Annotated in this window: 20 protein-coding genes, 1 tRNA gene and 3 pseudogenes; 9 read left to right on the top strand and 15 right to left on the bottom strand. The window is 66.3% G+C overall.

The window, feature by feature from the left end; all coding sequences use genetic code 11:
- Positions 1-12: 12 nt before the first annotated feature.
- A partial coding sequence (locus BACI71_RS04760; RefSeq protein WP_443018448.1) for an RsmB/NOP family class I SAM-dependent RNA methyltransferase occupies positions 13-1285 on the bottom strand: 1273 nt, incomplete at its 5' end.
- Position 1286: 1 nt separating this feature from the next.
- Here BACI71_RS04760 and BACI71_RS04765 point away from each other — a divergent pair.
- The 4 genes and pseudogenes from BACI71_RS04765 to BACI71_RS18185 form a co-directional block, all read left to right on the top strand.
- A pseudogene (locus BACI71_RS04765) lies at positions 1287-1487 on the top strand (integrase core domain-containing protein); the annotation flags it as partial.
- 390 nt (positions 1488-1877) lie between these two features.
- Entirely contained in the window at positions 1878-2900 is a 1023-nt protein-coding gene (gene rsgA / locus BACI71_RS04770; RefSeq protein ID WP_159755726.1) for a ribosome small subunit-dependent GTPase A, read from the top strand.
- 3 nt (positions 2901-2903) lie between these two features.
- Positions 2904-3059 carry a hypothetical protein gene (locus tag BACI71_RS04775; protein WP_201297293.1) on the top strand — a complete coding sequence of 52 codons (156 nt, stop codon included), beginning with the start codon at positions 2904-2906 and terminating at the stop codon, positions 3057-3059.
- A gap of 118 nt (positions 3060-3177) precedes the next feature.
- On the top strand, positions 3178-3459 hold the full coding sequence (locus tag BACI71_RS18185) for an IS3 family transposase (RefSeq protein WP_443018449.1): 282 nt from the start codon (positions 3178-3180) through the stop codon (positions 3457-3459).
- Between the two features lie 283 nt (positions 3460-3742).
- Here BACI71_RS18185 and BACI71_RS04785 read toward each other — a convergent pair whose 3' ends face one another.
- The 4 genes and pseudogenes from BACI71_RS04785 to BACI71_RS04800 all read right to left on the bottom strand — a co-directional run.
- Complete coding sequence (locus tag BACI71_RS04785) at positions 3743-4003, bottom strand: hypothetical protein (protein WP_159755729.1); 261 nt, start codon at positions 4001-4003, stop codon at positions 3743-3745.
- 83 nt (positions 4004-4086) lie between these two features.
- Positions 4087-4296: a hypothetical protein gene (locus BACI71_RS04790; protein WP_159755732.1), complete on the bottom strand. Its 210-nt coding sequence runs from the start codon at positions 4294-4296 to the stop codon at positions 4087-4089.
- A 128-nt stretch (positions 4297-4424) separates the two neighbouring features.
- Positions 4425-4631, bottom strand: coding sequence for a cold-shock protein (locus tag BACI71_RS04795; RefSeq protein ID WP_028966271.1), 207 nt, complete (start codon positions 4629-4631; stop codon positions 4425-4427).
- 247 nt (positions 4632-4878) lie between these two features.
- Positions 4879-5277, bottom strand: a pseudogene (locus BACI71_RS04800) (DDE-type integrase/transposase/recombinase); the annotation flags it as partial.
- Between BACI71_RS04800 and BACI71_RS18190 the strand changes: the two are divergent.
- Positions 5275-5571, top strand: a pseudogene (locus tag BACI71_RS18190) (DDE-type integrase/transposase/recombinase); the annotation flags it as partial. The pseudogenes BACI71_RS04800 and BACI71_RS18190 overlap by 3 nt on opposite strands.
- A gap of 256 nt (positions 5572-5827) precedes the next feature.
- On the opposite strand, the gene BACI71_RS04810 reads toward BACI71_RS18190, so the two are convergent.
- The 7 genes from BACI71_RS04810 to dapB all read right to left on the bottom strand — a co-directional run bounded on the left by BACI71_RS04810 (position 5828) and on the right by dapB (position 12666).
- Positions 5828-7486 (bottom strand): family 1 glycosylhydrolase, encoded by a 1659-nt coding sequence (locus tag BACI71_RS04810; protein ID WP_159755741.1) that lies wholly within the window; start codon positions 7484-7486, stop codon positions 5828-5830.
- A complete protein-coding gene (locus tag BACI71_RS04815; protein WP_159755744.1) occupies positions 7483-7863 on the bottom strand; it encodes a hypothetical protein in 381 nt (126 codons plus the stop codon). The genes BACI71_RS04810 and BACI71_RS04815 overlap by 4 nt, the downstream gene beginning before the upstream one ends.
- A gap of 13 nt (positions 7864-7876) precedes the next feature.
- Positions 7877-10150, bottom strand: a complete 2274-nt coding sequence (glf, locus tag BACI71_RS04820; RefSeq protein WP_159755747.1) for a UDP-galactopyranose mutase — start codon at positions 10148-10150, stop codon at positions 7877-7879.
- A gap of 625 nt (positions 10151-10775) precedes the next feature.
- Positions 10776-10852 (bottom strand) — tRNA-Arg (locus BACI71_RS04825).
- A gap of 61 nt (positions 10853-10913) precedes the next feature.
- Entirely contained in the window at positions 10914-11282 is a 369-nt protein-coding gene (locus tag BACI71_RS04830) for a hypothetical protein (protein WP_159755750.1), read from the bottom strand.
- 2 nt (positions 11283-11284) lie between these two features.
- On the bottom strand, positions 11285-11941 hold the full coding sequence (gene nth, locus BACI71_RS04835) for an endonuclease III (protein WP_159755753.1): 657 nt from the start codon (positions 11939-11941) through the stop codon (positions 11285-11287).
- Positions 11938-12666: a 4-hydroxy-tetrahydrodipicolinate reductase gene (gene dapB, locus BACI71_RS04840; RefSeq protein ID WP_159755756.1), complete on the bottom strand. Its 729-nt coding sequence runs from the start codon at positions 12664-12666 to the stop codon at positions 11938-11940. Before dapB ends, nth begins: the two co-directional genes overlap by 4 nt.
- Before the next feature lie 216 nt (positions 12667-12882).
- Here dapB and BACI71_RS04845 point away from each other — a divergent pair, with 216 nt between their 5' ends.
- Positions 12883-13950 (top strand): glycoside hydrolase family 26 protein, encoded by a 1068-nt coding sequence (locus BACI71_RS04845; protein ID WP_159755759.1) that lies wholly within the window; start codon positions 12883-12885, stop codon positions 13948-13950.
- Between the two features lie 143 nt (positions 13951-14093).
- On the opposite strand, the gene clpB is transcribed toward BACI71_RS04845, so the two are convergent.
- A complete protein-coding gene (gene clpB / locus BACI71_RS04850) occupies positions 14094-16673 on the bottom strand; it encodes an ATP-dependent chaperone ClpB (protein WP_159755762.1) in 2580 nt (859 codons plus the stop codon).
- A gap of 117 nt (positions 16674-16790) precedes the next feature.
- Here clpB and BACI71_RS04855 point away from each other — a divergent pair, with 117 nt between their 5' ends.
- Positions 16791-17864 carry an NAD-dependent epimerase/dehydratase family protein gene (locus BACI71_RS04855; protein WP_201297294.1) on the top strand — a complete coding sequence of 358 codons (1074 nt, stop codon included), beginning with the start codon at positions 16791-16793 and terminating at the stop codon, positions 17862-17864.
- 4 nt (positions 17865-17868) lie between these two features.
- On the opposite strand, the gene BACI71_RS04860 is transcribed toward BACI71_RS04855, so the two are convergent.
- Together BACI71_RS04860 and BACI71_RS04865 are read right to left on the bottom strand one after the other, a co-directional pair.
- Positions 17869-18636, bottom strand: a complete 768-nt coding sequence (locus BACI71_RS04860; protein WP_236552815.1) for a glycosyltransferase family 2 protein — start codon at positions 18634-18636, stop codon at positions 17869-17871.
- A complete protein-coding gene (locus BACI71_RS04865) occupies positions 18633-19688 on the bottom strand; it encodes a glycosyltransferase (RefSeq protein WP_159755768.1) in 1056 nt (351 codons plus the stop codon). Before BACI71_RS04865 ends, BACI71_RS04860 begins: the two co-directional genes overlap by 4 nt.
- 57 nt (positions 19689-19745) lie before the next feature.
- Here BACI71_RS04865 and BACI71_RS04870 point away from each other — a divergent pair, with 57 nt between their 5' ends.
- Together BACI71_RS04870 and BACI71_RS04875 are read left to right on the top strand one after the other, a co-directional pair.
- Entirely contained in the window at positions 19746-20525 is a 780-nt protein-coding gene (locus BACI71_RS04870; RefSeq protein WP_159755771.1) for a glycosyltransferase family A protein, read from the top strand.
- Positions 20526-20537: 12 nt separating this feature from the next.
- Entirely contained in the window at positions 20538-21521 is a 984-nt protein-coding gene (locus tag BACI71_RS04875) for a hypothetical protein (protein WP_159755774.1), read from the top strand.
- The last annotated feature ends 17 nt before the right edge of the window (positions 21522-21538 follow it).

Genomic DNA, 21538 nt, shown 5'->3' on the forward strand with positions numbered 1-21538 from the left:
CGGACGCAGCGCCTAGGCGGAAGCGCGCTCAACCCGTGCGACGAAGAACCCGTCGCATCCACCGACCGTTTCGAGCGTGCCGGGGAGGGTGCGGACCCAGCCTTCGGGCTCGGGCGCGATGCCCTCGGGCAATTCGCCCGCCGCCGGCGCCCGGATCGTGAAGTCCGGGTGATCGCGAAGGAAGCGCTCGATCTGCGCCTCGCCTTCCTCGGGCTCGAGCGAGCAGGTCGCGTAGACGAGCGTCCCGCCCGGCGCGACCCAGCCGGCGGCGCGATCGAGAATCCGCGCCTGTAGCAGCGCCATTTCGGCGACGATCCCGCCGTGTGCGCGGTGCAGCACGTCGGGATGGCGGCGAAAGATGCCGGTGGCGCTGCACGGCGCGTCGACCAGCACCGCCTGCGCGGGCGCGTCCGGCGCCCATTTCAGCACGTCGGCGATCGCGATCTCGAACGCGAGTCCGGTGCGCTCGCGATTGTTGCGAAGTCGCGCGGCGCGACTCTCCGACATATCGATCGCGAGCACCTGCCATCCGGCGGCGGCCAGCTGGAGCGTCTTCCCGCCCGGCGCGGCGCACAGGTCGAGCGCGGTACCGGTGCCGCGCCCGATCAACCGCGCCGGTATCGAGGCGGCGAGGTCCTGCACCCACCATTCGCCCGCGTCGTAGCCGGGGAGCGTGGCCACATCGCTACCCGCCGGCACCCGCGCGTGCGCGGGGGCAAGCGTGGTCGCATCGGGCGGCACCCTGGTGGCATCGGCATAGCTGAGGTCGATTGGCGGCGGGGCGGCGATGGCGCGGGCGGCAGCCGCGGCGGCCACGTCGCCCCAATTGGAGCGCCAGCGTTCCGCAACCGCCGCGGGCAGCGTCGGCACCTCGGGCAGACGCGCGTCCCCGCGCATCAGCGTGCCGAAGACGCCATGCACCAGCTTGCGCGGGCCGCCGTCGACCAGCGGCAGCACGGTGGCGATGGCGGCGTGCGGCGGGGTGCCGAGGCCGAGCGCCTGCGCCAGCGCGATACGCAACGCGCTGCGCGCCTTGGCATCGTCGGGCAGCCGCTGGCGGGTCGCCGAATCGATCAGCGCGTCGAGATCGGGGAGCCAGCGCAACGTCTCGGCGGCGATCGCGTGGGCGAGCCCGCGGTCGGGGCCGCCGACCAAGGCGCGCGTGGCATGCGCCAGCGCCGATTCGAGCGGCTCGCCACGGCGCAGCACCGCGTCGAGCAGGCGCAGTGCCGCACGGCGCGGCGCGGTGCCGAGCGGTTCGGGGCCACCCGGGGCGGGGCGTGGTNCGCCTGCGCGACGAATGCCTCAACGAGACGCTGTTCGTGTCGCTGGGCCATGCCCGCTCAGTGCTGCGGCTCTGGCGCGATGATTACAACCATGTGCGCCCGCATAGTGGTGTTGGCGGGCTGACGCCCGCCGATGCTGCCAAGCGGGTTGTGCAACACCGCCCCGACGGGCACCATGACAACCCCGGACTCCAGTTATGACTGGAGGAGCTTTGGGGAGCACGTCAATCGCTAGGTAGCCGGACGGCCGTTTCTGAGTCGGTTTCATGCGCTCCGGAGGCTCTTGGCTGCTGTCGAGTGACAGGGTTGGTCCCGGTCCGCCTGCTCGCGAGCCTAGTCGCGACTGGTGGATCAGTGTAGCCTCGAAAGCCAGGGTCTAGGGCCGAGCGTTTGCTCGAGCCGAAGCCGGAAGCATCGGAGCAACCGCCATACCACGCAAACCGAATTACGACTTCGAGCGCCGCGAGCGCGAACGGACCAAGGCAACCGAGTCCGCGAAGAAGGCGCAGGCTAAGGCGGATAAGCGGGCGGCTGAGCGCGAAACACCCGACGCGAACCAACCAGCCGAACCGCAAGCCCGCTGATGCGGTGATGAAAATGTCAGATTCCACTCTCGCGCGGCTCGGCTGGCGGCGCTTCTTCTACGAGCAGGTTTCCGCCGAGCAGAGCCGCGATTGCCAGCCCGTTCGCGTCATATCGGTTCATCGCGGAAGGGTGACCGTTTCCGGTGATGGGTTCGAGGGCTCGATTTCGTCCAGTTTACCCGAGCCGGGGGGAGCGGACGACCGAGCTACCGTCGGCGATTGGCTGCTCATCGATCGGAGCAGCCGCAGCCTCGTGCGAATCCTGGACCGAACGAGCGTGTTTAAGAGGCCTGCACCGGGCGACGATCGCCGGGTCCAGCTCATCGCCGCGAACGTAGACACGCTTTTCATCGTCTCCTCCTGTGATCGGGACTTCAACGTCGCGCGCATCGAGCGCTATCTCGTGCTCGCGCGCGAGGCCGGGTCGCGACCCGTCGTGGTCCTCACGAAAGCAGACCTGTCGCCTGCGCCCGAGCGCTTCGTCGAGGCGGCGCAAGCGCTCCAGGCGGCGTTGCGGGTAGAGTTGGTCAACGGGCGTGACCCGACGAGCGCCGCACGTCTCACGGGATATTGCGGCTTCGGAGAGACAGTCGCGCTGGTGGGATCGTCCGGGGTCGGCAAGTCGACCCTCGTCAACACGCTGAGGGGATCGGACAGTATCGCGACACAGACGGTTCGCGAGGACGACGGTAAGGGTCGGCACACAACGACCGTCCGAGAGATGCATCGCCTGGATGGGGGCGGCTGGCTCGTCGACACACCGGGCATGCGCGAACTCCAGATGTCCGAAGTGGCCTCCGGCGTGACCGAGGTCTTCGACGACGTGACGGCAGTGGCGCTCGCGTGCCGGTTCTCGAATTGCACCCATGTAGACGAGCCTGGATGTGCCATCCACGCCGCGATGGCGGCAGGAGATATTGATTCCGCTCGCGTCGAACGATGGCGCAAGCTTGTGCAGGAGGACGCGGCGAACAGCAGCGCCGCGGCGCATCGCCGCTCTCGCCGCGGGAATGTCGGGAACAGGAGATGACGAGTGGCTGATCTTTATTTACGGGCGCTGGAATCGGAGCGTAAACGGCTATGGGCCGAATGCCGGTTGAAGGGGCTCGCGAAGGGCACGCCGGAACGGCTGCGGATCGAAGAGATCGACAGGTTGTTGACGCAGCACCGCGAGAAATCGGCCGGCTAGTTTTGTCCGGAGCAACAGTCGGCCTGCAAGAACTTACGCGTGGTGAAGTCCCAAGCTCCAGGTCGGATCCGAAAACGCAGCCTGATCAACGCTGCCTCTTTGAGCTGCTGCCGGTCTCGTGGACACCAAGGTAAGGTGTTTTCAGACCGGAGGGTGTGAATGCAACGACGGACATTCAGCCTCAGGTTCAAGCTGGAGGCGGTCAAGCTGGTTCGGGAGCGCGAGGAGCTTCTCCTCGCTAAAGACCGAGAGGATCGGGCGCAGAACCTACCGCACGCGCAACCACGCAAAGGCCGGCGTGTTCGTTAACATCGTGCGCTTCTACAATCCGACGCGGCGCCGCTTGACCCTGGGCTATCTTAGCCCCAGGGACTCCGAACGGGAGGCGCAGGTAGCTTAATCTTGTGTCCACGAGACCGGCAGCAGCTCAGCTGGCAGCCTCTCACCACACCATGCATAGTAGGACAGGCACTGCTGTGCAGAACCAATGCTGATCCAGTATTCATCGAAGCGGCTGTCGTAGTGGACCGAAGCCGAAGCCTTTTGGCGATGTTGGTCCATGTGGCCGGGTCAGACGGGAACGATGCTTGTGAGTGGTCGCGGGGCGGCTTGGCCAGCCATCGCAAGATGGCGCGGCCCGGGAACGGCAGCTGGCGAGCAGTCGCGATCTCCGCTGGCGATGTTTAGCGGTGATCGACAAGAAGCGCGAACAACTGATCGAGATTGTGCTGCGCATCCTGCACGACCGGATTATCCGCGTTGCCCGCCAGCGACAACGGCTTGCTCATGATGTCGTGCAGCCCCTCGGTCTCGACGTCGGTCAGCAGGTTCCGCTTCCGCAGAACGATGGCCAAGCTCAGGATCCCGTTGAACGCTGCCACGTCGAGCGCTTGCTGGGCTTCCAGCAACTGCTGCGCGGTCAGATCATGTTCCTGCTGCGTCATGCGAGCCTCTCATCGGTTGCCGGGGCATGCCCCTGCTCATATGAACACTTGGCGCATGTCACCCGCGGGAGACTTGAACGACTTTACTTGGAAGCGAACTGTCCGGCCTCTGCGCCGAATTGCTGCTTGGCGTGCGCACGTGCGGCCACGGCGCTCTTGAACATCTCGGGCTGAAGGGCCGATGTTACGATCGGGTAGTTCTGCGAATTGAAGCGCGTGTCGCGGATGGTAATGCGAAACTGGCCGTCCGCGTCTTTGGCGATCAGAAATGGTGCGACTAGTTTTCTGGACATAACAGCCTTTCATAGCCGGCGGCGGCTGCCACCGCTCCAGGCGTCACGTAGCCGGGCGGTCTGGTAGAACGGTCTTGAGTATACGCGAGATCAGAAAGCGGCGGATGCGAAGCATCCGCCGCAGACCGTCAGGCGTCCTGCAGGTTCACAGCAGACGTCTTGCCACGACGATCGGTCTCGAGCTCATAGGAGACGCGCTGGTCCTTGTTGAGCGTCGTCATGCCTGCGCGTTCTACGGCCGAGATGTGGACGAAAGCGTCGCCGTTGCCGTTTTCCGGCGCGATGAAGCCATAGCCCTTGTCATTGTTAAAGAATTTTACGGTGCCAGTGATCATGAGATTTTCCTTGTCCCACGGGTGTCGGGCATGCGCCAAAGCGGCACATCCCGGCGTCTTGAAGCTAGAAAGGACAAAGGGAAGAGCCGAAGCGGCCCATCATCCGTCGCAGGCGACGTTCAGCGATTTCGCTATAGAGCTGCTTGAAAAAATTTGCAAGTTCCGCGAACAGCACCGACGTAAGCCGAGGGACAATCAGGCGTTGTTTTGCATCGGACTTGCCCCGTTGAAGTGGAGAGGCATTTGCTCAGCGTGACACGTTTCGTTCGCGCTGCGCTGGGGTGGTGTAATCAAGCGCGGAGTGGCGCCGGACAGGATTGTAGAGGCCGTCGATATAGTGGGCAATGGCCGTTGCGGCCTCGGCACGTGTGTAGAAGACCGTTCGCCAGACGACTTCGAATTTGATCGTCTTGAAGACCGTCTCGACCATGGCATTGTCGTAGCGATTTCCCTTTTCCGACATGGAGATGCGGATACCGTAGCGGCGCAATTCGGTCTGGTACTCCACGAAACAATATTGGCTGCCGCGGTCCGAATGATGAATGAGCCCGTCGGGCGGACGCTGCATGAAGAGGGCCTTGCGCAGGGCCGCAAGCGCCAGGTCGCGGTGCAGGCGGTCGCCGACAGTCCAGCCGACGACGCGGCGATCACCACCGACGGCCTGCGTAGCTAGCGGGCCGCGATGAACGAGCTTGGCAACGCCGAGAAGCACGAGGTGGGCCGCCGGGCGAATAACCGGGTCGAGAACAGCCATCTGCGTTTCCGACGATGGGAGCGGGCGATGCTGCGGTTTCGGCAAATGAAGACGCTACGGAAGTTCGCTTCCGTCCACGCCAACGTCCACAACCACTTCAGCCTGGAGCGCCACCTCATCGATCGACAGACCTACCGGGAACGACGATCCGCCGCACTGGCGGAGTGGCAGGCGCTCGTCAGCTGAAGGTCGCCGTCAACGACCGAAGTGCATCGTGTGGAGAGCGTTTCGCATTAGACTGACAGCACCGCCAGAAATCGCCTCCGGGACGGTGATTTGTAGCGACTTTTCGCTTCAAGATGCGCCCCGACCAACGTTCCAGCCGACATTCTCTCTCGCGTGCGGGGTGCGACCTGCGCCTAATCGTCGCGCGCGGCTGATTGCTGCAAGGCCGTTTTCAGGACGCATCATACATCGGGAGTCGCCGTGTCCGGCTTGTGCGCTATGCCACCATCGCACGCGACGGCGCAGGAACGAGGCCGTGAGCCTCGAAGCGCCACGTGCCTGCGGCGCCGTCGATGAGCAGGTCCAGCGCCGCGTCGACGGACTGCGGAGAGGGCAGGTGCGACGCAAGGCCGGTCGGGACGGGGCCGTGGTCGATCGTGAAGTACGGTGCGCCCGGTGCCGGTTTGATGGCGAACACCGCCCATGACGGGTGCGCGTCATCGCTGGCGGTCCCGGACGTGCGGATAACGTGCTGAAGCGCGCGGCGTGCGCAGGCGTCCGCTACGAGTGCGCAGTCGTCCGGCTCGCCGACGATCAGCAGCGGGCGGCCTGTGACCGGCACGCAGGGCGCTTCGACCGTCGATGCACCGTAAAGGAGCCGGTTCGCGCGCCGCCACCAGCCGGGTTCGGCGGTGACCGGGTGACGGGGCTCGCCGCGCGGCAAGGCGCGCCACAGCGCGGCGAGGGCGGTCGGGCGTGGCGTGCCCGACGAAAGATCGAAGACGCCGGGCTCGTACGTGTCTCCGCCGGTCAGGAGCGTGTTCCAGCCATAGCTGCCCAGCAGCGACCAGGCAGTGACCGCGCGCACGTCGATCCCGTCGTCGCGCGCCACCGCCGCCGCGTCCCACGCCTCGGCGGCCCAGCGAAGCTGTTCGTCACGGGTCGAGCCGTTATGGACCTCGGTGATTGCGATCGGAATGGCGTAGCGCTCCCATACCTCGCGTATCGCGCCGGCGAGGCCGCCCGGCACGGCGTCCAGCACGCGCACCGCCTCGGTATCGGCAAAGACGAGCTTATCGTTGCCGCCGTGCAGATGCGCGGGGTAGCGGGTGATGCGGTGGTCGAGGAACCGGTCGCTGGTCAGATAATGGTTGAGGCCGATGATGTCGGGCGGGCAGGGATCGTCGGCGATGCGGCACACGCGGTCGCAAAGGCCCAGCCGCGCGAACGTTGCCCACAACGGATGATGCCGGTCGACATGGCCGCAAAGTAGATCCCAGCTGGCCCAGCGCCGCAGATTGTCGTGCGCCGCCTGCGCCGCGACCGAAGCGGACGCATGGGTACGCCCGAGATCCTCGGTCTGGATCAGCCGCGCGGCCGGGTTGACGCGCCGGATCGCGCGCATCGCCGCGCGGGTCGCGTCTATCTGGTTAATCAGCGCGCGCCAGAATGCGTGCTCGCTACGTTCGTGCGGATACCAGTGACCGTAAAGCGCCGAAAAGCGGGCGGTGGTCAGCGGCTCGTTGACCGGTGTCCAGTCCTCTACCCAGTCGAAGCGCTCGGCCACCAGCCCGGCGAACTGGCCCAGTCCGTTGGCGAAGCCGGGGTCGAGCAGATTGGTGTGGTGCGGCCCGCTGCCGTGATGGACGAGCCCGACGATCGGCCGGATACCCAGGTCCCGCAGCCGGGCGAGGCGCGCGTCGGCCCAGGACCAGTCGGGGGTGGCGCCCGGCGTCGCCTGCGTCCGCTCCCACAACACGGGGTAGCGAAGCGCGCGCAGGCCGAGGCCGGCAAACAGGTCGAGGTCGCCGATACGGTTGTGATGGCCGCTTAGAATCGTTTGGTCGCGATAGCCGTCGCGCGTCCGGTTCACGGTGCATTCGATCCCGCCCCACAGTTCGAGCGGCGACGGTGTCGTGGCGCAAGCTTGCGTCATGGGTGCGTCGTCCGCCCGCGCAGCATATCGCCAAGCGCCTCGACCACCTGAAATGCGGCATAGGGCGCCGCGAGGCTGCGCAGCAGGCCGACCGCCGGCACCGGCGACGCGGAGGCGGCGTGGACGACCAGCACCGCCAGCGCGCCGCGCGCGGCGGCGTCGGCCAGCATGTGGCCGCCGGTCGCCTGCATGGCGTGGCTGACGACCGCCGCGTCGAGCGGTCGATCGTCCGCTGGCGCTGCGCCTGCGGCGATCGTTGCAGGATCCACCACGATCGCGCCGGCCGCCGTCATCACCGTCGAGAGATAGGCTCGCTGGAACCCGTCTTCGTGTGCGATGAGAATACGCAGCCCGGCCAGCTCATGGGCGATCAGCATCGTGCGCGTTCCGCTATTCGGCCGCGGTCGCCATCGCCGCCTCGTCCTGACGGGCCTGCCAGCGGCGCCATGTCGCCAGCGCCTGACCGACGACCTGGTCCATATTGTAATAGCGGTAGGTTGCCAGTCGACCGACGAACAGGACGTCGGGCTCGGCAAGCGTCATCGCCTCGTAGCGTTTGAACAAGGCCTGGTTTTCGGGGCGGGGGATGGGATAATAGGGATCACCGGTCGCCGCGGGATATTCATAGGTGACGCTGGTCACCGGCGATTGCTGACCGGTCAGATGCTTGTACTCGGTCACTCTGGTGTACGGCACCGTCTCGTCGGGATAGTTGACGACCGCAACCTGCTGGTGCTGCGCCACGGGCAGGGTGCGATGCTCGAAGCGGAGCGACCGGTATGGCAACGCGCCGTAGCGTCGGCCGAAATATTCGTCGATCGGTCCGGTGAACACGAGCAGATCGTAACTGACCTCGTCTTTGACCGCTGCGAAATCGGTGCCGAGGCGCACCGTGATGTTGGGATGGTCGAGCATCGCGGCGAACATCGCGGTATAGCCCTTGTCGGGCATCGCCTGATAAGTGTCGGTGAAGTAGCGATCGTCGGTCGTGGTCCGCGTCGGGACGCGTGCGGTCACCGCCTTGTCCAGCTCCGACGGGTCCAGCCCCCATTGCTTGCGTGTGTAGCCGCGGAAGAACAGGCGGTAGAGTTCCTGCCCGACCGAGGAGACGACGACATCTTCGGACGTGCGGATCGTCTCCACAGGCTCGGCGCGCGCTGCGAGGAAGGCGGCGGCCGCCGCCTCGGTGTCGAGTCCGGCGTCAAACAGGGTGTTGAGCGTCGTGCGATTGATCGGAACGGGAACCTGATGACCGCGCACGTCGGCGAGCACGCGATGCTCGTACGGCCGCCATCCGGTGAACCGCGAGAGATAGTCGAACACGTCGGCGGAGTTGGTGTGGAAAATGTGTGGGCCGTATTGGTGAATCAGGATGCCGGCGGCATCCTCGACATCATAGGCGTTGCCGGCGATATGCGGTCGCCGGTCGACCACGAGAACGCGCCGGCCGCTGCCGGCCGCCAGCCGCTCCGCCATCACCGCCCCGGCAAAGCCGGCGCCGACCACAACGCAGTCGTAATGCTCGCGTGGCGCGGCGGGCAGATAGGGTTCGATCTCGGCGAGCATCGCGGCGGCGGTCTCATCCCACGACATCGCGGCAAGCATCGCATCCGCGGCATCGCGCCACGCCCGATCCGGCCCTTGTGCGAGCGCCAGTGCCGCGTCGCATGCCGCGATGAACCCCGGCCCCGTCGCGGCAATCCGCACCGCCGCGGTGTCGCCATATTGACGAATGACATCGGCGATCGGTGTGGAGACCACCGGCCGACCGGCGGCGAGATATTCCGGTGTCTTCGTGGGGCTGATGAAGCGCGTTGCCTCGTTGATCGCGAACGGCATCAGGGCGACGTCCCAGCGCGCGATCGTGGCGGGCAGCGCGTCATAGGTCTGCGAGCCGGGATAATGGAGGTTCGCCCGCCGTGGCAGGTCGGCAGGGTCGATCTTCACGACTGGCCCGACGACCTCGATCGTCCAGTCGGGACGCGCATCGGCGAGCGCGGCGAGCAGCGCCAGATCCATCCGCTCGTCGATGACCCCGAAGAAGCCGAAACAGGGGGCGCCCCTAGCCTCGCAATGTTCCGCGCGCGCCGCTGCAAAATGCGCGACGTCGACGCTGGACGGGAAGGCGTGGACGCTGGCGTGGCGGCTGCGCTTCGCCTCATACAGGCTCCAGCCGCCGGTGAACACCAGATCGGCCTCCGCCAGCAACTCGTCCTCAAGCTGCAGCAGCTGCGGCGGCGCGAACCGGAAGGCGGAAAGCTCGTCCATACAATCGTAGACAGTGCAGGCAGCCGGGACGCCACGCGAAAACGCCAGCATCATCGGCGTATAGTACCAGCGCACCGCAACCGGCGGCGCGTCGGCAAGAAAGCCGTCGAGCAGGCTGGCGAGCGCCGCGCCCGTCGCCGCGTCGTCAAGCCCGGCGGGGAGGTGCGGCGTGACGATCCGGATGCCTTCCGGCGTGCACCGGATCCGGAGATCGGGGGACGCACTACCGGCAACCTCGGCTTCTTCCCACACGACCACCGAGAAGTGGCGGGCAAAGCGTGTCAGGAGATGTTGGGGTCGCTGGAAGACGAAGTCCCAGCGCAGATGCGAGAAGCAGAGCAGAAGCTCGCGATTGCCGATGGTCGTGGAGGGTCTTGCATGTGCCACGACAGACATTCGTATCTCCTAGCCAGAACTCGGCTTCGGCTGGGTTAGCAGGCTATCGAGCCGGGTAACGATGATCCCGGTTAATAATTCGATATTTTGTAGAAATGAGGTGAGATACCTATGGAGGGGAAAAGATGACCTGGATTGGCACCCTGGAGCAGTTTGAATGATGGCCGACGTGTGAAGTGAAACGTATTTCAATGATAGCCTTCAGCTGTTGAGGCGGGGAAGGTCCCCGTGCAAAAAAATCTAGCTGCTGATCGGCAGAATTATCAATGTAGTATCCGGCGCGGTAAAACGATTGAAACCGATGCGGGTTCCGGTGCGTGTCGCGCATAATGCTTAGGTTCACATCGACTCGGTTCCTTGATTTCGTGCCTCCCGCCCGTCTTGTCGGCGCTCAAGCAGAGAGGCTGGGGCGCGATGGCCGTTGAGCCGCGCGAGGGACGTCACGCGAGCGATAAGCTAACGCTGCCAGTGAGCGTCTTCAACACCGCGTCTGGTGCAGCCATCGCTCGCTGCGATGCATGCGGTCGCGACCAGGCCGGGGTTGCACCAGCGAGAAGACGGTTGATGGCCAGCAAGGCGCGACTGACCACTACATCAGTGAGCGCAAGCGGCCGAAACTGAAAGCTGGTGCACCCGACTGGATTCGAACCAGTGGCCTCTGCCTTCGGAGGGCAGCGCTCTATCCAGCTGAGCTACGGGTGCCGGTTCGGTCCGCCTAGCAGGGGGCGGCGCGCGACGCTACCCGTTTCCATTGCGAAATTCGTCAGCGGGTCGGTGTGACCGGCTGGAACGGTGCCAGACCGCAGCGCGCGCCCTGCATCGGGCCGCTGGCGTACAGGACGGTGATAAGATCCTGCGCACACAACTGACCGATCGAGGTCGCGTACGCAAAGCGGCGCTCGGCCCCCAGACCGGGGCAGCGTTGCGGCAGGGTTACGCGGTAAAGGCGGCGGCCGGTCGTGCGGAAGTCGATGACGCGGTCGCTGCGCACCAATGTCTGCTCGATCGTGGCGAGCGACAGGCAGGTGCGAGCCGGTCCCGCCGGAGTCACCGGCGGGACGTCCGCAGCCCGATCACGCGCCAGCGCCGGGGCCGCGGCGGTCAGCAAGGCGGTGAGCATCAACGCGCGCATCCTCACTCCTTCACCCGGTCGGGCGGCGGCGGGGTCTTGGGCTTGAACGCGCAGAGGTCCGCGACGATGCAACGCCAGCATTCCGGACGGCGCGCCCTGCAGACGTAGCGCCCGTGCAGGATCAACCAATGGTGCGCGTGGACGCGGAATGGCGCAGGCGTCGCGGCGTCGAGTTTCTTCTCGACCGCAAGCACCGTCTTACCCCTGGCGAGCCCGGTGCGGTTGCCGACGCGGAAGATGTGCGTGTCGACCGCAAAGGTTTCAGCGCCGAAGGCGACGTTCATCACGACATTGGCGGTCTTGCGGCCGACCCCGGGCAGTCTCTCCAGCGCCTCGCGGCTATCGGGAACCCGGCCGGCGTGATCGTTGACCAGCGCCTGCGACAGCGCGATGACGTTCTTGGCCTTGGTGTTGAACAACCCGATCGTGCGGATATGCTGCTTGAGCCCGTCGAGCCCGAGGTCCAGCATCTTCCGGGGCGTGTCGACCTCGGCGAACAGCGCGCGGGTCGCCTTGTTGACCCCTGCGTCGGTCGCCTGAGCCGACAACACCACCGCGACGAGAAGCGTGAAATCGTTGACCGATTCCAGTTCGGTTTCGGGGTGCGGATTGGCTTCGGCCAGGCGTCGGTAAAATTCGACGACGTCGGCCTTCCTCAAAGCCCGAGCACCTCGGCCATCGCGTAGCGGCCCGGCGCGCGACCGGCCAGCCATAATGCCGCCTTTACCGCCCCGCGAGCGAAGATCGTGCGATCGTCGGCGCGGTGGCCGATCTCGATCCGCTCACCGTCCCCGGCGAAGACGACATTATGGTCGCCGACCACCGATCCGCCACGCAAGCTCGCGAACCCGATCGTGCCCTCGCTGCGCGCACCGACCAGCCCGGCGCGGCTGTCGACGCGCACCTCCGCCAGCCGGGTGTTGCGCCCGGCCGCCGCGGCCTCGCCAAGCAGCAGCGCGGTACCGGACGGCGCGTCGACCTTGTGACGGTGGTGCATCTCGGTGATCTCGATGTCCCAGTCGGCGCCGAGTCGTGCCGCGGCCTCGCGCACCAGCACGCCCAGCAGCGTCACGCCGAGCGAGGTATTGCCGGTCTGGAGCACGGCAATCGACTCTGCGGCACGCTCGATGAGCGTGTGATGCGTCGTCAGGAGCCCGGTGGTGCCGATCACGATCGGGGTGTGCGCCGCGATTGCCGCCGCCAGATGCGCTTCGAGCGCGGCCGGGGTTGAGAAATCGACCAGGACGTCGGCGGCGTGCGCGACCGGGAACGGATCGCTGCCCGCATCGCCGCCGCCGGCGATCGCCACGCCTTCACCGGCGGCGATTGTGGCGATCGCCCGACCCATGCGGCCGTTGCTGCCGTAGATGCCAATGCTGGTCATGCGGGGTCACTCTGCAGGGATTGTGTCGGACAAATTCCCTTCGCACGAAACCATGGCGCGCGGCAGGGGGGCCGGACTAACTTTTCCGGCCATCTTACCCGCCGTGGTGCGGCAGGCGGTCGCTGGGCTGCGACGGTTGCCGGGCGTGAGCCGCCGCCGTTTATCGTGGTGAAATGTGCCGCTGCTATTTTCCTCTCTGCAAAGCGAGGGGTCGTAATGAAAAAGCAGATTGTCGCCGCGGCGGTTGCCGCAGGCGTTTCGTTGGCGGCTGCGGCCGCGGTATCGTCGTCGTCGTCGGGCGGGACGACATCTCAAGTCGCCACGGGGGTGACCGTCGTCGCCGCGGGGAGCTCGGCCGTGCCGTCCGCCGCGACCACGGTGAGCACGCCGGTTGCGGCCGCCGCCGCCACGTCGGCGGTCGCGGTGCCAGCCGCCGCCGCCACGCCGGCGACATCGTTCAAAAAGTCGGTCTATGTCGGAAATTCTCCAGCCGATCTGGTTGCTTATGAGCTCTGGCTCGGGAAGCGCACCGATGGTGTCCAGCTGCATACCGGTCGCGCGGGGTGGACCGACTGGATTAACTCGATCGGCTGGCTGGTCGGGTTGTGGCGCGGGGTCGATCGGCCGGTCTACTGGACGATTCCGCTGTTCGCGCAGGGGGGAACACTGGCGACGGCTGCCGCCGGCAAGTATAACGGTTATTACGTCAATGCCGCGCGCACGCTCGCACAGGGCTATCCGAACACCGGCAAGATCTACGTGCGCACCGGCTGGGAGTTCAATGGCGACTGGCAGCCGTGGGCCGCGGCCGGCAAGGAAGCGCAATACCGTGCGGCCTATCGCCAGTTCGTCGCGAGCTTCCGCAGCGTCTCGAGCCGGTTCGTGTTCGAGTGGACGCCGAACATCGGCGATCTGGGGATGAACCCCGAGAATGCCTATCCGGGCGACGACGTCGTCGACATCATCGGCATGGATTTCTACTACAACCATCAGTGGGATCCCGCCGACGGCGTTAAGGCGTTCGTCTATCGCCGCGATGAGAAATACGGGCTGGCGTGGCACCAGGCGTTCGCGAAGCGGCACAAGAAGCCGACCGCCTATGCGGAATGGGGTATCAGCAAGAACAGCGACGCAAGCTATGTGCAGGCAGTCGGCGAGTGGTTCTCGACGCATAACATCGTCTATGCGTCATACTGGAACTCGAACGCCGCCTACCGGGGCAAGCTGAGCGATAACCAGTATCCGGCGGTAAGCTCGGCGTACCGGGCGCTGATCGCGAAGTAAGAGTGTGGCCAGAGCGCCAAGCTCAGCCACCGTCGTTTTCCGATGCCCCGGACCTGATCCGGGGCATCGTTTCTTCGCAGAGCACTAATAAGAAGCGGGATCCCGGATGAAGTCCGGGATGACAAGTGAGGCTTTGACTCCGGTCAGTCGACCGAAAGCGCCAGTTTGCCGTCGCCCTCGTCGACATGGACGCGCGCGCCGTCCTTCACCTCGCCGCGCAGGATCAGCTCGGCGAGCGGGTCCTGCAAATGGCGCTGCACCGCGCGCTTCAGCGGGCGTGCGCCATAGACCGGATCGTACCCCACACGCCCCAGCCACGCGCGCGCCGCGTCGGTGAGGTCGAGCGTGACCTTGCGATCCGCCAGCAGCTTGCCGACGCGCCCGACCTGGATGTCGACGATCGGCCCCATGTGCGCCTGACCCAGCCGGTGGAACAGGATGATCTCGTCGAGCCGATTGAGGAACTCCGGACGAAAGTGCGCGCGCACCACGTCCATCACCTGCGGCTCAACGCTCTCCACAGCGGCGTCGTCAGGCATGTTCGCCAGATACTGGCTGCCGAGGTTCGAGGTCAGGATGATGAGCGTGTTCGAGAAATCGACCGTGCGCCCCTGACCGTCGGTCAGCCGGCCATCGTCGAGCACCTGCAACAGCACGTTGAACACGTCGGAATGCGCCTTCTCGACCTCGTCGAACAGCACGACCTGATAGGGGCGACGTCGCACCGCCTCGGTCAGCACGCCGCCTTCCTCATAGCCGACATAGCCCGGCGGGGCACCGATCAGCCGCGCGACGGCGTGCTTCTCCATGAACTCGCTCATGTCGATCCGCACCATCGCCGACGAATCGTCGAACAGGAATTCGGCGAGCGCCTTGGTCAGCTCGGTCTTGCCGACGCCGGTCGGCCCGAGGAACAGGAAGCTGCCCAGCGGGCGGTTCGGGTCCTGCAACCCGGCGCGCGCGCGGCGCACTGCGGTGGAGACGGCGCGCACCGCATCGGCCTGGCCGATCACGCGTTTGCCGAGCACCTCCTCCATGCGGAGCAGTTTCTCGCGCTCGCCCTCCAGCATCCGCTCGACCGGCACGCCGGTCCAGCGGCTGACGACGCCAGCGATGTCGTCCGCGGTCACTTCCTCGCGCAGCATCGCGCCCTGCGTCGCGCCAGCCGCTTCGGCGAGCTGCTTCTCCAGCGCCGGGATGCGCCCGTAGGACAGCTCGCCCGCCTTGGCGAGATCGCCCTGCCGCTGCGCCTGTTCGAGTTCGAGTCGCGCGGCGTCGAGCTGTTCCTTCAGCTTCGCCTCGCCCGCAATCTTGTCCTTCTCGGCCAGCCAGCGCGTCGTCAGTTCGGCGGATTGCTGTTCGAGATTGGCGAGTTCGCCCTCCAGCGCGTCGAGCCGGTCGAGCGACGCGGCATCGGTTTCGCGCTTCAGCCCCTCGCGCTCGATCTTGAGGCGCAGGATGCGGCGGTCGAGCGTCTCGATTTCCTCGGGCTTGCTCTCCACCTCCATGCGCAGGCGGCTGGCGGCCTCATCCATGAGGTCGATCGCCTTGTCGGGCAGGAAGCGGTCGGTGATGTAGCGGTTGCTGAGCGTCGCCGCCGACACCAACGCGCCATCGGTGATCCGCACACCGTGGTGCAGCTCGTACTTTTCCTTGAGCCCGCGCAGGATGCTGATCGTGTCCTCGACGGTCGGTTCACCGACGAACACCGGCTGGAAACGGCGCTGCAACGCCGGGTCCTTCTCGACATGCTTGCGATATTCGTCGAGCGTGGTCGCGCCAACGCAATGCAGCTCGCCACGCGCCAGCGCTGGCTTGAGCAAATTGCCGGCGTCCATCGCGCCCTCCGACTTGCCCGCGCCGATCAGCGTGTGCATCTCGTCGATGAACAGGATGATGTCGCCATCGGCCTGCTTCACCTCGTCGATGACGCCCTTCAGCCGCTCCTCGAACTCGCCACGATATTTCGCGCCCGCGATCAATGCGCCCATGTCGAGCGCCATCAGCGTCTTGTCCTTCAGGCCATCGGGCACGTCGCCATTGGCGATGCGCAGCGCGAGGCCCTCGACGATCGCGGTCTTGCCGACGCCCGGCTCGCCGATCAGCACGGGATTGTTCTTGGTGCGGCGCGCAAGCACCTGGATCGTGCGGCGGATTTCCTCGTCGCGGCCGATCACGGGATCGAGCTTGCCGTCGCGTGCCGCCTGCGTCAGGTCGCGCGCGAACTTCTTGAGCGCGTCATAGCGGTCCTCGGCGCTGGCGGTGTCGGCGGTGCGGCCGCCGCGCAATTGCGTGATCGCGGTGTTGAGCGTGTCGGGGGTCGCATTGGCGGTCTTGAGCGCCTTGCCCGCGGCGGTGTTGAGGCTGAGCGCGAGCGCAACCAGCAGCCGCTCTACAGTGACATAGGAATCGCCCACCTTTTGCGCGATCTGCTCGGCCTGATCGAGCACGCGCACCGCATCGGCCGAGAGGCCCGGCTGGTTCTGCGCACCCGAGCCGCTAACCGCCGGGATTTTCGCGAGCGCGGCGTCGGTCTCGCTCGCCGCGCGGCGTGCGTCGCCGCCCGCGGCGGTAATGAGCCCGGCGGCCATGCCCTGCTCGTCCTCCAGCAACGCCTTGAGCAGATGCTCCGGGGCGATCTGCTGGTGGTTCATGCGCAACGCGACGGTCTGGGCGGATTGGAGGAAGCCGCGCGCGCGGTCGGTGAATTTCTCTAGGTTCATCTGTAGGCCCTGTTTCTCTTGGGTGTCAGATGGTGTTGCTTTTCGGCAACACAAGGGGGTGGGTTGCGCCACCGAAGCTAGGGTGGCACCGCCGGGGTCGCAAGCATGGAGGCAAAAGTGGCGCGTCGTGTTCTGGTGACCGGTGGCTGTGGTTTCGTGGGGCGCCATCTCGTCGCCAAGCTGGCCGCGGAAGGCGGCAACGAGGTCTGGATCATCGACGATCTCTCGACCGGCAAGGGGCCGGCAGATTGGGAGGTGCCGCAGCTCCGCGCGGTCGGCGAGGAGGCCGGCGTCACGTTCCACGAAGTCGTGGGCCATGACGCGGTGGTCCGTTTCATCCGTGCCGATTTCGTTGCGGTAGCGCAGGCCGAGCTGGGGATGACCCCGTCACTGGGGCTCGCCAAGCTACCGGCGTTCGACGAGGTCTATCATCTCGCCAGCGTGGTCGGCGGGCGCAATGTGATCGACAACGATCCGCTGGCGGTCGGGATCGATCTGGCGATCGACAGCACCTTCTTCCTGTGGTCGGCGAAGGTCGCGCGGCCGGAGCGTATTCTTTATGCCTCCTCCAGCGCGGCTTATCCGATCGACCTTCAGGAGGCCGGCGAGAGCCGCGCGCTGCGCGAGGACGATATCTCGTTCGAGAAGCGGCTGGGGCTGCCCGATTATACCTATGGCTGGAGCAAGTTGACCGGCGAGTATCTCGGGCGGATCGCGCATGAGAAATACGGGCTGAGCGTCGGCGTGGTGCGGCCGTTCTCGGGCTATGGCGAGGATCAGGACGTGGTCTATCCCTTCCCGGCGATCGCGCTGCGGGTGGCGGCGCGGCGCGATCCGGTACGGGTGTGGGGATCGGGCCACCAGACGCGCGACTTCGTGCATATCGACGATGCGTGCGAGGCGTGCCTGCTGGTGTGTCGTGGGGTGAGCGACGCGCGTGCGTTCAACATCGGATCGGGAAGGGCGACCAGTTTCCTCGACCTCGCCGCGCGGATGGTGGCGATCGAAGGCTATGACGCGCCGGTACTGGGCACCGAGGGCAAGCCGGTCGGGGTGGCGGAGCGTTACTCCGATGCGGCGCGGATCCGCGACGAACTCGGGTGGCGGCAGACGATCCCGCTCGACGACGGGATCGGACGCGCGCTGGATTATGCGCGCGGCCGGCTGGCGCGGGGCGTGGAGCCGGAGTGACCGGCTAGAGCCACGTCTTCTCGCGCAGGTTGAGGTTGTCCATCCGCCGCGCCGCGAGCCGGGGGCCGAGGAAGCGGTAGAAATACCAGTCTTTCGCCGCCGCGGGCGTGAAATGGTAGAGCAGCCGCTCCGCGAGCGTCCAGTTGACAGCGCTACGGTCGGTACGGCGGTCGGACGGCACACACCACAGGTCGAACGGGTAGACGACGCGGCCGTGCTTCACGACGCGCTGCATGATCTCGTGATCCTCCAGCACGTACCGCCACCAGCGCTCGGTATAGCCGCCCGCGGCGCGCAGCACTCCGGTGCGGAACGTCTGGCCATAGCCGCCGGTGTGGGTCTGCCTTGGCCAAAGCCGGCTGGCGAAGCGGACATGACGGCGCTTGCGCAGCGCCGCCGCCGCATCGTCCCGCGGAACGTCGGTGCCCATCACCGCCACGACCCCCGGCGCATAGGCGGCATCGGCGATCGCGAGATACTGCGGCGGGTAGATCGTATCGGCATCCCCGAACGCGACGAACGGCGTCGTCACCGCCGCTAGTCCGCGTTCGAGCGCGTGAATCTTGCCGGGACGATCCTCGCGCAGGTGTACCACGTCGATGTCGGTCAGCGTCGCACCGATCTGCCGCGCGAGCGCCGCCGATGAATCGGTCGAGCCATTGTCGACCAGCACCAGCCGAAAGGGTCGCAACGTCTGCGCCGCGAGGCTGTCGAGCGTCGCGCGCAGGTAATCGGCCTCGTTGAAATAGGGGATGACGAACGACCAGTTCACCGCAGCATTCCCGCGAGCACCTGACAGGCCGCGACGCTGCTATCCAGCCCGTGCGTCGCCGCGGCATGCCGCCGCGCCGCCGCGCCCATCGCCGTGATCCGCACCGGATCGTCGAGCAGCGCCGCGGTTGCGTCAGCGAAGGTTGCGCGATCGACGCGCAAGCCGCAGTCGGGCGGGATCACGTCATCGCCCATGCGCGCGGCGAAGCCGACCACCGGCTTCCCGCACGCCATCGCCTCGACAATCGCGCGCGGAAAGTAATCGCGGCGGCCGGCGTGGAAATAGACGTGCGCCTGTTGGAGCAGGCCGGGGACGTCGCGATGCGGCGCGTGCCCCAGCCAGTCGATCTTCGGATAGCGTTTTGCCAGCGCAGCCCCGTCCGGCCCGCCACCGGCCACCGCGACGCGGTACCGCTGCGATAGCGCGCCGACCTCGTCGAAGCTCTTCCACCGCGACAGGCGACTGACCGCGATCACGTCCCAGCGGATCGGGTGCGGCTCCGGATGGAACAGGTCGGTGTCGATCGCCTTGGGCAGTCGCAGCATCCGCGTCCGCGGCACCGGCGTGCGCCAGAAGAAGCGCGGGTGGGCGAGCGCCTGTTCCTGTACCGACGATTCCGGGAACACCATCCTGGCGTGCGGGAGCAACCGGCTCCAGTAATCGCCACCGATGATGACGGCATAGCGGCGTCCTTCAGGGCGCAGCAGCCCGTCGTAGAGATGATAGCCGATCCCGCCATTGGTGCCGATCACGACGAAGATCGCGTCGGTGGCGGCGCGCGCTGCGATTAGCATTGCGGCGCTGACATGATCGCGCGGCGCGCGGCGTGGATTGTCGGCGCCGAACAGCCGCACGGTGTACCGCGTGCCGGCATCGCCCGCCGCCTCAACCACCTGCGGCGCGCGCCCGATCCCCCATAACTCGACTTCCACCCCCATCGCCGATAGGATAGCGGGCATCCGTCGATCGCGATTGTTCCACGCCAGCCATTCGGCCTGGTCGGCGACGCTGACGTAGGTGGGATAGCTGAGGATGAAGATGATACGCGTCATGCAGTGGTCGCTGGTAGCCGGTTCGCGGGCTCCTGCCCAGCACGCGGGAACGCGCGCATGATCGCGCCCTTCAACGAAGACGGCCCGCGCATCTCCTGCCTGATGGTGACCGCCAACCGTCGCAAGCTGGCGGAACGATCGATCAACTGTTTCCTCGCGCAGGATTATCCCAATCGCGAGATGGTGATCGTCGACGATGGCGAGGAAGATTATGCGCCGATCCTCGCCGCGATCCCGTCCGAGCGATTGATCCACCATCGACTGGTCAAGGACCCGACGCGCACGCTCGGCGACCTGCGCAACCTGTCGCTGGACATCGCGCGCGGCGCGTTGGTGTCGCACTGGGACGATGACGACTGGTTCGACCCGGAGCGCCTGTCGCGCCAGCACGAGGCATTGGGCGGGAAGGCCGCATGCTGGACTGCCGCGACGCTTGTTCATCTCGACGATCCGGCGTGGCTGGAGCGCCCGTATATCGGCCATATCCAGGGTGGTGCGCCGAGCACGATCCTGCACGTCCGCGATGACAGCATCCGTTATCCGTCCGAGCGCAAGGGCGAGGACAGCACCTTCCGCGACGCGTGGGTGAAGCGCGGCGTCGTGACGATGGGGCGCGAATGGTCGGCGCTGCTGATCCGCTGCTTCCACGGCAGCAACACGTGGGAACGCGACCATTTCACCCGCCGCGTCGCGCTGCGCCCGCAGGACATCGTCGAGTGGAACATCCGCAAGCTGTTCGGCACCACCGACAAATATTCGCAGTTCCGGCTGACGCCGCGGCAGCGGGCATCGTTCGACGCCTTTTACGCGCAGTCGCGCGCGCTCGGCATCTTCTGACGCGCCACGGCGATGCTGGAGGAACGTCTCGACCGCTGGCGGGCGCTGGCGGAGCGCCCGGTGGCCCGGATTGCGGGCAAGGTGGCGCGGATCGTCTTCTTCGTCGGGATGATCGCGTGGATGGTGCTGAAGGTCCGCGCGATCGGCTGGCGCGACGTGGTCGCCAGCCTGCCGGTCAACCCGCTGTTCTACATCTTGTTCGTACTCGGCTTCCTGATCCTGCCAGCGTCGGAGATCGCGGTGTTTCGCACGATCTTCGCGCGGCCGCTGCCGGGCGGCTTCCCGATCTACATCCGCAAGCGCATCTTCAACAGCGCATTGGTCGGCTATTCAGGTGAGCTGTACCTGTTCGTGTGGTTGCGGCAGACGGTCGGTCTGCCTGCGAAGACGATCGCAATCGGGCTGAAGGACAATGCGATCCTCTCGGCGCTCGCGTCGGGTGTGGTGACGCTGATGCTGCTGGTCGCCTTCGCGGCGGCGGGCGACGCGCGGCGGATCGCGGCGTGGCTCGACCCCGGTCCGGCGCTGTTGATCGCCGGTCTGCTGGGGACGATCTTCGTCGCGCCGTTGCTGTTCCGGTTGCGCACGCAACTGATCGCGCTGCCGATGCAGCGGATGGCGCAGGTGATGGCAATTCACAGCGCGCGGATCGTTGCATCGGTGCTGTTGCAGGCGACGCAATGGGCGGTGGTGCTGCCGCAGGAGCCGTGGAGCGTCTGGCTGGTGTTCCTGACCGCGCAGATGGTGATCTCACGCCTGCCGGTCATTCCGAACCGGGATCTGCTGTTTCTCAGTGCCGCGCTGGAAATGAGCGGGACGATCCATGGCCCGCGGGAGGCGATGGCGGGTCTGTTGCTGGCGGGCGGCGCGCTGACGCAGGGAAGCAATCTGGTGTTCTATCTGCTGACGTCATTATCGAAGCCGCCGTCGGTGGAGAATGGCGATTTGCCCGAAGCGGAGGAACCCGACGGGGACAAGATCGCCGGGACGCCGTGAACACCCCCGTCATTCCC

The organism is Sphingomonas sp. 8AM (assembly GCF_902506455.1).
Lineage (GTDB): Bacteria > Pseudomonadota > Alphaproteobacteria > Sphingomonadales > Sphingomonadaceae > Sphingomonas.

What these genes read in the sequence shown, in the direction of transcription:
- BACI71_RS04830 (WP_159755750.1), bottom strand. Translation starts at nt 11,282, where the DNA reads ATGCGCGCGTTGATGCTCACCGCCTTGCTGACCGCCGCGGCCCCGGCG.
- dapB (WP_159755756.1), bottom strand. Translation starts at nt 12,666, where the DNA reads ATGACCAGCATTGGCATCTACGGCAGCAACGGCCGCATGGGTCGGGCG.
- BACI71_RS04810 (WP_159755741.1), bottom strand. Translation starts at nt 7,486, where the DNA reads ATGACGCAAGCTTGCGCCACGACACCGTCGCCGCTCGAACTGTGGGGC.
- BACI71_RS04865 (WP_159755768.1), bottom strand. Translation starts at nt 19,688, where the DNA reads ATGACGCGTATCATCTTCATCCTCAGCTATCCCACCTACGTCAGCGTC.
- BACI71_RS04790 (WP_159755732.1), bottom strand. Translation starts at nt 4,296, where the DNA reads ATGTCCAGAAAACTAGTCGCACCATTTCTGATCGCCAAAGACGCGGAC.
- BACI71_RS04795 (WP_028966271.1), bottom strand. Translation starts at nt 4,631, where the DNA reads ATGATCACTGGCACCGTAAAATTCTTTAACAATGACAAGGGCTATGGC.
- glf (WP_159755747.1), bottom strand. Translation starts at nt 10,150, where the DNA reads ATGTCTGTCGTGGCACATGCAAGACCCTCCACGACCATCGGCAATCGC.
- rsgA (WP_159755726.1), top strand. Translation starts at nt 1,878, where the DNA reads ATGAAAATGTCAGATTCCACTCTCGCGCGGCTCGGCTGGCGGCGCTTC.
- BACI71_RS04870 (WP_159755771.1), top strand. Translation starts at nt 19,746, where the DNA reads ATGATCGCGCCCTTCAACGAAGACGGCCCGCGCATCTCCTGCCTGATG.
- clpB (WP_159755762.1), bottom strand. Translation starts at nt 16,673, where the DNA reads ATGAACCTAGAGAAATTCACCGACCGCGCGCGCGGCTTCCTCCAATCC.
- BACI71_RS04845 (WP_159755759.1), top strand. Translation starts at nt 12,883, where the DNA reads ATGAAAAAGCAGATTGTCGCCGCGGCGGTTGCCGCAGGCGTTTCGTTG.
- BACI71_RS04785 (WP_159755729.1), bottom strand. Translation starts at nt 4,003, where the DNA reads ATGACGCAGCAGGAACATGATCTGACCGCGCAGCAGTTGCTGGAAGCC.
- BACI71_RS04815 (WP_159755744.1), bottom strand. Translation starts at nt 7,863, where the DNA reads ATGCTGATCGCCCATGAGCTGGCCGGGCTGCGTATTCTCATCGCACAC.
- BACI71_RS04875 (WP_159755774.1), top strand. Translation starts at nt 20,538, where the DNA reads ATGCTGGAGGAACGTCTCGACCGCTGGCGGGCGCTGGCGGAGCGCCCG.